Below are 13,127 nucleotides of genomic sequence, written 5' to 3'. Positions count from 1 at the left end.
GATATTGAAAAGAATAAAAGATGATGTAAACATGGTGTTTGAACAAGACCCAGCTGCGCGCACTACATTGGAAGTTGTCACTTCTTATGCAGGTATACATGCAGTGTGGAGTCATTTGATTGCGCATGAATTATATAAAAAGAAGAAATATATATTAGCAAGATTAATTTCGCAAGTTGCACGCTTTTTCACAGGTATTGAAATACATCCTGGGGCTAAAATAGGCAAACGTTTATTTATTGACCACGGTATGGGTGTTGTTATTGGAGAAACATGTAATATAGGAAATAATGTCACGATTTATCAAGGTGTTACATTAGGCGGTACTGGTAAAGAACGAGGTAAACGTCACCCTGATATAGGGGACAATGTATTAATAGCTGCGGGCGCCAAAGTACTAGGTGATATTAAAATTGATTCGAATGTGAACATAGGAGCAAACTCAGTTGTGTTAAATTCTGTACCAAGTTATTCAACAGTCGTAGGTATACCGGGTCATATCGTTAAGCAAGATGGTAGACGCATTGGTAAAACGTTCGATCACCGTAACTTACCAGATCCTGTTTATGAACAATTGAAAGAATTAGAAAAACAACTTGAGAAAACAAGAAATGGAGAGATACAAGATGATTACATTATATAATACGTTAACACGTCAAAAAGAGACGTTTGAGCCTATTGAACCAGGTAAGGTTAAAATGTATGTTTGTGGACCAACAGTATATAATTATATTCATATTGGTAATGCAAGACCTGCAATTAATTACGATGTAGTTAGAAGATATTTTGAATATCAAGGATACGAAGTGGTATATGTGTCGAACTTTACTGACGTTGACGATAAATTAATCAAGCGTTCTAAAGAATTAGGTGAATCTGTAGAAACGATAGCGGATCGTTATATCGATGCCTTTTACGAAGATGTAGGTGCACTAAACGTTAAAAAAGCAACATCTAATCCACGTGTCATGAACCATATGGATGATATTATTAAGTTTATTAAAGAACTAGTAGATCAAGGCAATGCTTATGAAAGTGGTGGCGATGTATACTTCAGAACACGTAAATTTGAAGACTACGGTAAATTAAGTCATCAATCATTGAATGATTTGAAGGTAGGCGCTCGTATAGAACAAGGTGAACAAAAAGAAGACGCTTTGGATTTCACATTATGGAAACAAGCAAAACCAGAAGAAATAAGCTGGGATAGTCCATTTGGTAAAGGTAGACCAGGCTGGCACATTGAATGTTCTGTAATGGCATATCATGAACTAGGGGCAACAATTGATATTCATGCGGGTGGCACAGATTTACAATTCCCTCACCATGAGAATGAAATTGCACAATCAGAAGCACATAACCATGCACCGTTTGCTAACTATTGGATGCATAATGGATTTATCAATATTGACAATGAAAAAATGAGTAAGTCGTTAGGTAATTTCGTGCTTGTTCACGATATTATAAAACAAATTGACCCTGATGTATTACGTTTCTTTATGATTAGTGTACATTATAGAAGTCCAATTAATTATAATGTTGAACTTGTTGAAGCAGCTAAGAGTGGGTTAGAGCGTGTACGTAACAGTTATCAAGCGATTGAAGAACGTGAAGCGATTGCGACAAATATTGAAGATCAATCTGCATATGTAGAAGCAATTGATGATATTTTAAAACAATTTGAAACAGTAATGAATGATGATTTTAATACAGCCAACGCAATTACTGCATGGTATGATTTAGCAAAACTAGCTAATAAATACATCTTAGAAAACACAACTTCTACAACAGTAATTGAACGCTTTAAACAAGTATATGAAATTTTCAGCGACGTACTTGGTGTGCCACTTAAAGGTAAAGAGAGCGACATGCTTTTAGATGAACAAGTCGAAGCGTTAATAGAAGAAAGAAACAAGGCGAGACAAAATAAAGACTTTGCGCGTGCAGACGAAATTCGTGATGACTTAAAAGCACAAAATATTATTTTAGAAGATACAGCGCAGGGTGTGAGATTTAAACGTGGCTAATATGGATAACAAATTATTGAATCCTTTGACGTTGGCATATATGGGCGATGCTGTTTTAGATCAACACGTGAGAGAATATATCGTGTTGAAATTGAAAGCTAAACCTAACCGATTACATCAAGAAGCAAAACGCTATGTGTCTGCTAAGAGTCAGGCAGAGACACTTGAGTTTTTAATGGAAAACAATTGGTTTACTGAAAGTGAACAAGATATTGTGCGTCGCGGTAGAAATGCTAAAAGTTATACAAAAGCGAAGAATACAGATATACAAACATATCGTAAAAGTTCAGGATTAGAAGCCGTCATTGGTTTTTTATATCTAGAAAAAGAACATGAACGTTTAACATCATTGTTAGAATGTATCGTAAAAAATGTAGATGAAAGGTAGTGGTACTGTGGAAGAGATAGTTATAGTCGGTCGCCATGCAGTTAAAGAAGCGATTGTCTCAGGACATACAATTAATAAGATTTTAATTCAAGATACTATCAAAAAAGGTCAAATAAATGAAATTTTAAAAAAAGCAAATAGCCAAAAAATCATTGTACAAACAGTGCCGAAATCTAAAATAGACGGATTGTCAGAGTCACCTCATCAAGGGATTGCAGCATATATTGCACCATATGAATATGCAGATTTCGATGAATTTTTAGTTACGCAAAAAGCACAAGACAAATTATCTACAGTACTTATACTAGATGGTTTAGAAGATCCGCATAATTTAGGATCGATTTTAAGAACGGCTGATGCCTCAGGTGTGGATGCAGTTATCATTCCGAAGAGACGTTCAGTTGCACTAACACAAACGGTAGCTAAAGCCTCTACAGGTGCAATAGAGCACATACCTGTTATTCGTGTTACGAACTTAGCTAATACGATTGATACTTTAAAAGACAATGGTTATTGGGTTGTTGGTACTGAAGCGGAGAATTCAACGGATTATAGAGAAATGGATGCAGCTATGCCTTTAGCGATTGTGATTGGAAGCGAAGGACAAGGTATGAGCCGTTTAGTAAAAGATAAATGTGACTTCTATATCAATATTCCTATGGTTGGTCATGTTAATAGTTTAAATGCGTCAGTAGCAGCAAGTCTGATGATGTATGAGGTTTACCGCAAACGTCATCAGATTGGAGATAAGAGATGAAGGATCGTTACTTAATCATTGATGGTTATAATATGATAGGGCAATCGCAGGACTTAAGTCGAATAGCAAAAGACAATCTCGAGGAAGCACGTGATCAATTACTTACAGCTATAGCGAATTACAATGCTGTAATAGCTGATGAAGTTGTCTGCGTTTTTGATGCTTATGAACAATCCGGCCCACCTACAGAATATATGTACCACGGGGTTAAAACGATATTCACAAAAGAAAAAGAAACGGCAGACAGTTATATAGAACGTTATGTCTATGATTTATACGAGAAACATACTAGACATATTACGGTTGTCACAAGTGATATGAGTGAACAACATGCGATATTCGGTGCGGGAGCTTATCGTATATCTTCAAGAGAGATGTGGAGAGACTTAAGAGAGAACGAAGTATCTGTATCTAAAGAGCTCGATGGCTTCAACGAACAAAAGCCACGAACACGAATCGAGCTCTCTCATGAGATTCTTAAAGAATTTGAAAAATTAAGACGCGGAGATAATCACAAATAACTATTTTGCATCTTGATTTTTTTATAGCAAACTCTGTATCCTATGCTTACTTTAAGGAAAGGATTACGGACATGTTTGATAGAATTCACAACAAAGAATGTACAACTTATTCGAAGAATCGATTACAAAATGAAATTGATGTGGAACAAATTATTGATGAAATGACACCATTGATTAATAAAAGATTAAATCATTTTTCAGTTCACCCGAGTGACAAAGAAGATTTATGCCAAGAAGTACTTTTGAAATTGTATAGTGTATTAAGCCGTTTTGATTTTACAGAAGTGACGCCTTTAGAACATTATGTCAATTGCGTCATAAAAAATGTAAAAAATGATTATATACGCAAAAAAATGTATACACAACGCCGTCAAGAAGTGCTTGTGAATGAATTTATAGTTACTTATAATAATTCAAAATCTGAACAACCTATAGAAAGATACATCATTGCACGGGAAATATCTTCGCAATTAAAGCAGTGCTTGAAAAGACTAACCGATTTAGAACAACGTATTATAAGTTATATTTTAATAGACTATAAACCACAGGAAATTGCACAAATTTTAAATTTAAACACCAAAGTAGTTTACAATGCCATACATCGTTGTAAAATAAAGATAAGACGTTGTTTGGAAAAATGAAAATATGTATTGAAACCAAGTTGTATGTAGTGCCAGTATCACGAAAATAGCATGTTTGAGTGGATTGCTGACAATTGACAATTGACTCAGAAGTTCTGTATAGTAGATTGGTATTATAATGAGTAAGGTGAAGTCTAATGAAAAAAGTACCACTGAATTGTGAAGTCTGTGGCAGTAGAAATTATAATGTTCCGAAACAAAGTAACCTTACATCTAGAATGACATTAAAAAAACATTGTCCGAGATGTAATGCACATACGATGCACAAGGAATCAAAATAATAAGATGACATATTAAGTAATCAGTTGAGTGAATATATCTTTCCAACTAAGTTGAGAGTATTGTATTTGCTTGATTTGTTATATGGAATAAGCAAATAAGGAATAACGAAATAATACGGAGGTCTTGTTAATGGCTAAAAAAGAAAATTTCTTCCAAGGCGTAAAGTCAGAAATGGAAAAGACAAGTTGGCCAACGAAAGAAGAATTATTTAAGTACACAGTCATTGTTGTAGCTACAGTAGTATTTTTCTTAGTGTTCTTCTATGCCTTAGACTTAGGAATTGGTAGAATTATAGAGTTAATTAAATAGATAGGAGTGACGACATGTCTGAAGAAGTTGACGCAAAGCGTTGGTATGCTGTGCATACTTATTCTGGTTATGAGAATAAAGTTAAAAAGAATTTAGAAAAACGTGTTGAATCTATGAATATGACAGAAAAAATATTCAGAGTAGTTATACCGGAAGAGGAAGAAACACAAGTTAAAGATGGTAAAGCCAAAACATTAACTAAAAAAACATTTCCTGGTTATGTATTAGTTGAATTAGTGATGACAGATGAGTCATGGTATATTGTGAGAAATACACCTGGCGTAACAGGATTTGTTGGTTCAGCTGGATCTGGATCTAAACCTAACCCATTGCTTCCAGATGAAGCACGTTTCATCCTTAAACAAATGGGCATGAAAGAGAAAACAATTGATGTTCAATTAGATTTAGGTGAACAAGTGAGAGTTAAATCAGGTCCATTCGCTAATCAAGTTGGCGAAGTTCAAGAAATTGAGGCTGATAAATTCAAACTTACTGTTCTCGTAGACATGTTTGGTAGAGAAACACCAGTAGAAGTAGAATTTGATCAAGTTGAAAAACTGTAAATGATTACAAGTGCTAAGGCACTTGCATAAGTGGCACTAATCTCGCTAAAGCGAGAAGAGCCACTTTACATGCATTAAGAACCTCTAATCACTAAAGTGATGAAAGTTTTGAGGATTACCTGAGCTAAAGCTCATGCATAACAATATCTAATCACTAAAGTGATAAGATATTGTTTAAAAAAGTTACACTTTACCATTGCGTTATCAAACGGGTTAATGGTATAATACTGTGGTCGCGCTCATAGAGCGTTCATTTCGTCACGAAATGTAGAAGAGTGGGAGGACAAAATTGAGTCCTGTGACCACATCACGATATCAAGGAGGTGCACATCGTGGCTAAAAAAGTAGAAAAAGTAGTTAAATTACAAATTCCTGCAGGTAAAGCAAATCCAGCACCACCAGTTGGTCCGGCATTAGGTCAAGCAGGTGTGAATATTATGGGATTCTGTAAGGAATTCAACGCACGTACACAAGAAGACGTAGGTTTAATCATACCGGTAGAAATTAGTGTTTATGAAGATCGTTCATTTACATTTATTACAAAAACACCACCGGCTCCAGTACTACTTAAAAAAGCTGCTGGCGTTGAAAAAGGTTCAGGCGAACCTAATAAAAACAAAGTAGCAACAGTAACTAAAGATCAAGTACGTGAAATTGCAAACCAAAAAATGCAAGATTTAAACGCTGCAGACGAAGAAGCAGCTATGCGTATTATCGAAGGTACTGCTCGTAGTATGGGTATTACAGTTCAATAATTAAAAATTAGTAATGAAAACATAGATTGACGATAGAAGCAGATGACAGAAAAGACAAACATGATGACAGCATTCAATATTGTCGTAATATGAGGAATAAATGTCATTTATTAAGGAAGTTCATTCCAACGATAAAATACAATTAAACCTCTCTGTTATCTGCTCTTAACTTGTGAAAACAAGTAAATGTGGGAGGGAATTCCGCTAAAACCACTGAAGGAGGAACATGAAATGGCTAAAAAAAGCAAAAGATATCAAGAAGTAGCTAGCAAAATTGATCGTGAAAAACACTACAGTGTTGAAGAAGCGATTGCATTAGCTAAAGAAACAAGCATTGCTAACTTTGACGCATCAGTTGAAGTAGCATTCCGTTTAGGTATTGATACACGTAAAAATGATCAACAAATCCGTGGAGCAGTAGTGCTTCCAAACGGTACTGGTAAATCACAAAGTGTATTAGTATTCGCAAAAGGCGAAAAAGCAGCTGAAGCAGAAGCAGCAGGTGCTGATTTCGTTGGTGAAGGTGAATACGTAGAAAAAATCCAACAAGGTTGGTTTGATTTCGACGTAGTAGTAGCTACACCAGACATGATGGGCGAAGTTGGTAAACTTGGTCGCGTATTAGGACCTAAAGGTTTAATGCCAAACCCTAAAACTGGAACAGTAACTATGGATGTTACTAAAGCAGTTGAAGAAATCAAAGCTGGTAAAGTTGAATACCGTGCTGAAAAATCAGGTATCGTTCATGCATCAATTGGTAAAACATCATTTGATACTGAAAAATTAGTTGAAAACTTCAGAACTTTACAAGACGTTTTAACTAAATTAAAACCTGCATCAGCTAAAGGTACTTACTTCAAATCTGTTGCTGTAACAACAACAATGGGTCCTGGAGTTAAAGTTGACACATCAGGCTTTAAACTATAATTTTTAACATAAAATATTTTAAGGCTGAAAGTCTTGCTTTCAGCCTTAAATAAATATTGACATAACACATGAAACCAGTTATATTGGTTAATGTATTATTTTACCTAAGACAGTAGGAGTTAGTGATAACTTAAAATTATATCCTGCCGAGGCTAAAATTGACTTGAACGTGAAGAATTTAGATCTTTCAAGCACTTTTTGCCACGGGTAGAAAGTGCTTTTTTTATTGAGTAATGTTTATAAGGACAATAACTCAAGATAAAAAGCACCAAACTAAATCTATGGAGGTGTCTAAATGTCTGCTATCATCGATGCAAAACAACAACAAGTTGATATCATTGCAGAACAACTTAAAAACTCAGTATCTACAGTTATCGTTGACTATCGTGGTCTAAGCGTTGCTGAAGTAACTGAATTACGTTCGCAATTACGTGAAGCTGGTGTTGAGTATAAAGTTTACAAAAACACTATGGTTCGCCGTGCAGCTGAACAAGCTGGTATTGACGGGTTAAACGAATTCTTAGTAGGTCCTACAGCAATCGCAACTTCAACTGAAGATGTAGTTGCTCCAGCGAAAGTAATCGCGGGATTCGCTAAAGAACATAAAGCATTAGAAGTTAAAACAGGTGTTATGGAAGGCAATGTTATCTCAGCAGAGCAAGTTAACACTGTTGGTACATTACCATCACACGACGGTCTTGTTTCTATGCTTTTATCAGTATTACAAGCTCCAGTACGCAACTTCGCTTATGCGGTTAAAGCAATTGGAGAAGAACAAGAAGGAAAAGAAGAAAGCGCTGAATAATTGCGCATAAACTAATAACAATTAATGGAGGAATATTAAAATGGCTAATCAAGAACAAATCATTGAAGCAATCAAAGAAATGTCAGTTTTAGAATTAAACGACTTAGTAAAAGCAATTGAAGAAGAATTTGGTGTAACTGCAGCAGCTCCAGTAGCAGCAGCAGGCGCAGCAGGTGGCGGAGACGCTGAAGCTGAACAAACTGAATTCAACGTTGAATTAACATCAGCTGGATCATCTAAAATCAAAGTTGTTAAAGCTGTTAAAGAAGCAACTGGTCTTGGATTAAAAGACGCTAAAGGTTTAGTTGACGATGCTCCTAAAGTAATCAAAGAAGGACTAGCTAAAGAAGACGCTGAAGAACTTAAAGCAACTTTAGAAGAAGCTGGCGCTACAGTAGAAATCAAATAATTTTTGCTGTCTAACAGTTAATAATTATATAGTGAAGATGATACAAGCAGCTTAATGCATCGCTACTTCGGTACGCTGATTTTAAGTGAAATGTATTTTATCTGAAATCTTTGAGAAATGAAAACCCCGTTATTAGTATAACGGGGTTTTATCTTATTTGATCTATATCTATGGTCGTTACTGTGGTTCGACCACAATGTGACATATAACATGGGTATAGTATTAATCTAAGAAGAATTAGATTAAAAGAGGTGTAGTCATGAGTCATTATTATGATGAAAATCCTGAAGTAGAAAGTGATGAGTTGCTTTTTACGTACTCCTACGATAACTGTAAATTAGAGCTAGTAACAGATTCAGGCGTCTTTTCAAAAGGAAAGATTGACTTTGGATCAGATTTATTAGTAAAAACTTTTTTGAAAGCATATCCTCCTGGCCCTACTAAACGCATCTTGGATGTTGGTTGTGGTTATGGCCCTATCGGTTTAATGATTGCAAAAACTTCCCCGCATCATGAAGTGACGATGGTTGATGTTAATCAGCGTGCACTATCATTATCAAGAAAAAACAGAAAAAAGAACCGTATAGAAAACGTGGAAATCAAAGAAAGTGATGGTTTATCGCAGGTAGAAGTCGGCGCTTATGATTTTATGCTGACTAATCCACCGATTAGAGCAGGAAAAAAAGTCGTTCACAGCATTTTAGAAGACGCATATAAGGTATTAAAGCAAGATGGCGCGCTGTATGTCGTAATTCAAAAAAAACAAGGCATGCCATCAGCAAAGCAAAAAATGCAAGACACTTTTAACAATGTAGAAGTCTTAGCAAAAGACAAAGGTTACTACATTTTAAGAAGCACGAAAGCTTGATTTAAAAGTATCAATCTGATATAGTAATAGAATGTAAAAATTTATGTTCAATAAGTGTGTACTTTTACGTGTAAATGAACAATGTATATGAGGTAAAATGGAAAATGGTGTCATTTGGTATGCTACCGTTTTCTTTTTATCTCATTATATTGGCTCATTTAGTAAAAGTAAACACGCAATTTTTGAGGGGTGAATCTGTTTGGCAGGTCAATTTGTCCAATATGGAAGACATCGTAAACGTAGAAACTATGCGAGAATTTCAGAGGTATTAGAATTACCGAATTTAATTGAGATTCAGACTGAGTCTTACGAGTGGTTCTTAGAAGAAGGTTTATTAGAAATGTTTAGAGACATTTCTCCGATTGAAGATTTCACAGGCAATCTTTCTTTAGAGTTTGTAGATTATAGACTCGGAGAACCGAAATATGATTTAGAAGAATCAAAAAACCGTGATACAACGTATTCTGCACCTCTACGTGTAAAAGTACGTCTAATCATCAAAGAAACTGGCGAAGTGAAAGAGCAAGAAGTATTTATGGGCGATTTCCCATTAATGACAGATACAGGTACATTCGTAATAAATGGTGCTGAACGTGTAATCGTTTCACAATTAGTTCGTTCACCATCCGTATACTTCAATGAAAAACTAGATAAAAATGGTCGTACAAACTTCGATGCAACAATCATTCCTAACCGTGGTGCATGGTTAGAATATGAAACTGATGCGAAAGATGTTGTTTATGTACGTATTGATAGAACAAGAAAATTACCATTAACAGTATTATTACGTGCTTTAGGTTTCTCAACTGATCAAGAAATTGTTGATCTTTTAGGTGAAAACGAGTACTTACGTAATACTTTAGAAAAAGATGGTACTGAAAATACTGATCAAGCATTATTAGAAATTTATGAGCGCTTACGCCCTGGCGAACCGCCTACAGTTGAAAATGCTAAGAGCTTATTATATTCTCGTTTCTTTGATCCGAAACGTTATGACTTAGCTAGTGTAGGTCGTTACAAAGCGAATAAAAAACTTCATTTGAAACACCGTTTATTCAATCAGAAATTAGCTGAACCAATTGTTAATACTGAAACAGGTGAAATTGTAGCTGAAGAAGGTACAGTCTTAGATCGTCGTAACTTAGATGAGGTTATGGATGTACTAGAAGCAAATGCAAACAGTGAAGTCTTTGAATTAGAAGGTACTGTTATTGATGAACCTGTTGAGATTCAATCAATCAAAGTATACGTTCCGAACGATGAAGAAGGACGTACAACTACAGTGATTGGTAATGCTTTCCCTGATTCAGAAGTGAAATGTATTACACCAGCAGATATTATTGCATCAATGTCATACTTCTTTAACTTGTTAAGTGGTATTGGCTTTACAGATGATATTGACCATTTAGGTAATCGTCGTCTACGTTCAGTAGGGGAACTATTACAAAATCAATTCCGTATTGGTTTATCAAGAATGGAACGTGTTGTACGTGAAAGAATGTCTATCCAAGACACTGATTCTGTTACGCCTCAACAATTAATCAATATTCGTCCTGTTATTGCATCTATTAAAGAATTCTTTGGTAGCTCTCAATTATCACAATTCATGGACCAAGCTAACCCATTAGCCGAGTTAACACATAAACGTCGTTTATCAGCATTAGGACCCGGCGGTTTAACACGTGAACGTGCTCAAATGGAAGTACGTGACGTTCACTATTCTCACTATGGTCGTATGTGTCCAATCGAAACACCAGAGGGTCCGAATATCGGACTTATCAACTCACTATCTAGTTATGCGCGTGTGAATGAATTTGGTTTCATTGAAACACCTTACCGTAAAGTAGATCTTGAAACACATTCAATCACAGACCAAATTGACTACTTAACAGCTGACGAAGAAGACAGCTATGTAGTAGCTCAAGCAAACTCTGTATTAGATGAAAATGGTCGTTTCGTAGAAGACGAAGTTGTTTGTCGTTTCCGTGGTAATAACACAGTTATGGCTAAAGAAAAAATGGACTACATGGATGTTTCACCTAAACAAGTTGTTTCTGCTGCGACAGCATGTATTCCTTTCTTAGAAAACGATGACTCTAACCGTGCATTGATGGGTGCAAACATGCAACGTCAAGCAGTGCCATTGATGAATCCTGAATCACCATTCGTAGGAACTGGTATGGAGCACGTGGCAGCACGTGACTCTGGTGCAGCAATTGTTGCAAAACATAAAGGCCGTGTTGAACACGTTGAATCTAATGAAATTCTTGTACGTCGACTTATTGAAGAAGATGGTCAAGAATATGAAGGCGAATTAGATCGCTATCCATTAGCTAAATTCAAACGTTCAAATACTGGTACATGTTATAACCAAAGACCTATCATTGCTACTGGCGATGTAGTGACTAAAGGCGAAATTTTAGCTGACGGTCCTTCAATGGAACTTGGTGAAATGGCATTAGGTAGAAACTTAGTTGTTGGTTTCATGACTTGGGACGGTTATAACTACGAGGATGCTGTAATCATGAGTGAACGTCTAGTTAAAGATGACGTATACACTTCTATTCATATTGAAGAGTATGAATCTGAAGCACGTGATACAAAACTAGGACCTGAAGAAATCACTCGTGATATTCCTAACGTTTCAGATAGTGCACTTAAAAACTTAGATGACCGCGGTATTGTATACGTAGGTGCTGAAGTTAATGATGGTGACATCTTAGTCGGTAAAGTAACGCCTAAAGGTGTAACAGAATTAACTGCAGAAGAACGTTTACTACATGCAATCTTCGGTGAAAAAGCACGTGAAGTTCGCGATACATCATTACGCGTACCTCATGGTGCAGGTGGTATTGTTCTAGATGTTAAAGTCTTTAACCGTGAAGAAGGAGACGACACATTATCTCCAGGTGTTAACCAATTAGTTCGTGTGTATATCGTTCAAAAACGTAAAATACACGTTGGTGACAAAATGTGTGGTCGACATGGTAACAAGGGTGTAATTTCTAAACTTGTTCCAGAAGAAGATATGCCTTATTTACCAGACGGCACGCCAATCGATATCATGTTGAACCCACTTGGTGTTCCATCACGTATGAATATCGGACAAGTATTAGAGCTACACTTAGGTATGGCTGCTAAAAACTTAGGTATTCACGTTGCTTCACCAGTATTTGATGGTGCGAGTGATGATGATGTATGGTCAACAATTGAAGAAGCTGGTATGGCTCGTGACGGTAAGACGGTATTATATGACGGACGTACAGGTGAACCATTTGATAACAGAATTTCAGTTGGTGTAATGTACATGCTGAAACTTGCTCACATGGTTGACGATAAATTACACGCACGTTCAACAGGACCTTACTCACTTGTTACGCAACAACCACTTGGTGGTAAAGCACAATTTGGTGGACAACGTTTCGGTGAGATGGAAGTATGGGCACTTGAAGCATACGGTGCTGCATATACACTTCAAGAAATCTTAACTTACAAATCCGATGATACAGTAGGTCGTGTGAAAACATATGAATCTATTGTTAAAGGTGAAAACATCACTAAACCAGGTGTTCCTGAATCATTCAGAGTATTGATGAAAGAATTACAAAGTTTAGGGTTAGACGTTAAGATTATGGACGAGCATGACAATGAAATTGACATGCAAGACAATGAAGATGATGATGTCGTTGAACGTAAAGTGGATCTTCAACAAAAAGAAGCGCCACAATCACAGAAAGAAATTACAGACTAATTGCATTTAAGTTTATAAAAGAATACACCAAGTTAAGGTACAATACATGTTCGTATTTGCCTTAATCTTGGTTATTCCATTATTGATATAGAGCAATCAATCAATTTGCACAGCTAATCTAAAT

At 36.0% G+C, this 13,127-nt stretch carries 15 protein-coding genes and 1 other annotated feature; all 15 genes read left to right on the top strand.

Going from position 1 to position 13,127, the window contains the following annotated elements:
• Position 1: 1 nt before the first annotated feature.
• The 15 genes from cysE (at position 2) to rpoB (ending at position 13,003) form a co-directional block, all read left to right on the top strand.
• The gene (gene cysE / locus NSR03_RS10730) at positions 2–643 is read left to right on the top strand and encodes a serine O-acetyltransferase (RefSeq protein WP_031266086.1); all 642 of its coding nucleotides are present in this window, start codon (positions 2–4) and stop codon (positions 641–643) included.
• Entirely contained in the window at positions 627–2,027 is a 1,401-nt protein-coding gene (cysS, locus tag NSR03_RS10725; protein ID WP_002508581.1) for a cysteine--tRNA ligase, read from the top strand. Before cysE ends, cysS begins: the two co-directional genes overlap by 17 nt.
• 1 nt (position 2,028) lies before the next feature.
• Positions 2,029–2,415: a Mini-ribonuclease 3 gene (locus NSR03_RS10720; RefSeq protein ID WP_002508580.1), complete on the top strand. Its 387-nt coding sequence runs from the start codon at positions 2,029–2,031 to the stop codon at positions 2,413–2,415.
• A gap of 7 nt (positions 2,416–2,422) precedes the next feature.
• On the top strand, positions 2,423–3,172 hold the full coding sequence (gene rlmB, locus NSR03_RS10715) for a 23S rRNA (guanosine(2251)-2'-O)-methyltransferase RlmB (RefSeq protein WP_002508579.1): 750 nt from the start codon (positions 2,423–2,425) through the stop codon (positions 3,170–3,172).
• Positions 3,169–3,693, top strand: coding sequence for an NYN domain-containing protein (locus NSR03_RS10710; protein WP_002508578.1), 525 nt, complete (start codon positions 3,169–3,171; stop codon positions 3,691–3,693). Before rlmB ends, NSR03_RS10710 begins: the two co-directional genes overlap by 4 nt.
• A 71-nt stretch (positions 3,694–3,764) precedes the next feature.
• Entirely contained in the window at positions 3,765–4,334 is a 570-nt protein-coding gene (locus NSR03_RS10705; protein WP_069821074.1) for a sigma-70 family RNA polymerase sigma factor, read from the top strand.
• 137 nt (positions 4,335–4,471) lie between these two features.
• Positions 4,472–4,615 (top strand): 50S ribosomal protein L33, encoded by a 144-nt coding sequence (gene rpmG, locus NSR03_RS10700; protein WP_002508576.1) that lies wholly within the window; start codon positions 4,472–4,474, stop codon positions 4,613–4,615.
• Between the two features lie 130 nt (positions 4,616–4,745).
• On the top strand, positions 4,746–4,925 hold the full coding sequence (secE, locus tag NSR03_RS10695; RefSeq protein WP_002484168.1) for a preprotein translocase subunit SecE: 180 nt from the start codon (positions 4,746–4,748) through the stop codon (positions 4,923–4,925).
• Between the two features lie 14 nt (positions 4,926–4,939).
• Positions 4,940–5,488, top strand: coding sequence for a transcription termination/antitermination protein NusG (gene nusG / locus NSR03_RS10690; protein ID WP_002508575.1), 549 nt, complete (start codon positions 4,940–4,942; stop codon positions 5,486–5,488).
• A gap of 332 nt (positions 5,489–5,820) precedes the next feature.
• On the top strand, positions 5,821–6,243 hold the full coding sequence (rplK, locus tag NSR03_RS10685) for a 50S ribosomal protein L11 (protein WP_002508574.1): 423 nt from the start codon (positions 5,821–5,823) through the stop codon (positions 6,241–6,243).
• Between the two features lie 231 nt (positions 6,244–6,474).
• The gene (gene rplA, locus NSR03_RS10680; RefSeq protein ID WP_002508573.1) at positions 6,475–7,170 is read left to right on the top strand and encodes a 50S ribosomal protein L1; all 696 of its coding nucleotides are present in this window, start codon (positions 6,475–6,477) and stop codon (positions 7,168–7,170) included.
• Positions 7,171–7,255: 85 nt separating this feature from the next.
• Positions 7,256–7,403 (top strand) — a sequence feature (ribosomal protein L10 leader region).
• A 62-nt stretch (positions 7,404–7,465) separates the two neighbouring features.
• Positions 7,466–7,975, top strand: a complete 510-nt coding sequence (rplJ, locus tag NSR03_RS10675; protein ID WP_002508572.1) for a 50S ribosomal protein L10 — start codon at positions 7,466–7,468, stop codon at positions 7,973–7,975.
• A 40-nt stretch (positions 7,976–8,015) separates the two neighbouring features.
• Positions 8,016–8,384 (top strand): 50S ribosomal protein L7/L12, encoded by a 369-nt coding sequence (gene rplL, locus NSR03_RS10670; protein WP_002508571.1) that lies wholly within the window; start codon positions 8,016–8,018, stop codon positions 8,382–8,384.
• A gap of 259 nt (positions 8,385–8,643) precedes the next feature.
• Complete coding sequence (locus NSR03_RS10665; protein WP_002511358.1) at positions 8,644–9,252, top strand: class I SAM-dependent methyltransferase; 609 nt, start codon at positions 8,644–8,646, stop codon at positions 9,250–9,252.
• Between the two features lie 199 nt (positions 9,253–9,451).
• Positions 9,452–13,003: a DNA-directed RNA polymerase subunit beta gene (rpoB, locus tag NSR03_RS10660; RefSeq protein ID WP_002508569.1), complete on the top strand. Its 3,552-nt coding sequence runs from the start codon at positions 9,452–9,454 to the stop codon at positions 13,001–13,003.
• Positions 13,004–13,127: the final 124 nt, after the last annotated feature.

Origin of the sequence: Staphylococcus sp. FSL W8-1207, from assembly GCF_038003745.1 — a bacterium.
GTDB lineage: Bacteria > Bacillota > Bacilli > Staphylococcales > Staphylococcaceae > Staphylococcus > Staphylococcus equorum.
The sequence above is the reverse complement of the archived record's forward strand: the minus strand, read 5'-3'. Positions and strand labels throughout refer to the sequence as shown.

Bases quoted from the DNA above. Each gene is read 5' to 3' on its own strand.
- rpmG (WP_002508576.1), top strand. From the start codon at position 4,472: ATGAAAAAAGTACCACTGAATTGTGAAGTCTGTGGCAGTAGAAATTAT.
- NSR03_RS10665 (WP_002511358.1), top strand. From the start codon at position 8,644: ATGAGTCATTATTATGATGAAAATCCTGAAGTAGAAAGTGATGAGTTG.
- secE (WP_002484168.1), top strand. From the start codon at position 4,746: ATGGCTAAAAAAGAAAATTTCTTCCAAGGCGTAAAGTCAGAAATGGAA.
- nusG (WP_002508575.1), top strand. From the start codon at position 4,940: ATGTCTGAAGAAGTTGACGCAAAGCGTTGGTATGCTGTGCATACTTAT.
- cysS (WP_002508581.1), top strand. From the start codon at position 627: ATGATTACATTATATAATACGTTAACACGTCAAAAAGAGACGTTTGAG.
- rplL (WP_002508571.1), top strand. From the start codon at position 8,016: ATGGCTAATCAAGAACAAATCATTGAAGCAATCAAAGAAATGTCAGTT.
- NSR03_RS10720 (WP_002508580.1), top strand. From the start codon at position 2,029: ATGGATAACAAATTATTGAATCCTTTGACGTTGGCATATATGGGCGAT.
- rplJ (WP_002508572.1), top strand. From the start codon at position 7,466: ATGTCTGCTATCATCGATGCAAAACAACAACAAGTTGATATCATTGCA.
- NSR03_RS10705 (WP_069821074.1), top strand. From the start codon at position 3,765: ATGTTTGATAGAATTCACAACAAAGAATGTACAACTTATTCGAAGAAT.
- NSR03_RS10710 (WP_002508578.1), top strand. From the start codon at position 3,169: ATGAAGGATCGTTACTTAATCATTGATGGTTATAATATGATAGGGCAA.
- rplA (WP_002508573.1), top strand. From the start codon at position 6,475: ATGGCTAAAAAAAGCAAAAGATATCAAGAAGTAGCTAGCAAAATTGAT.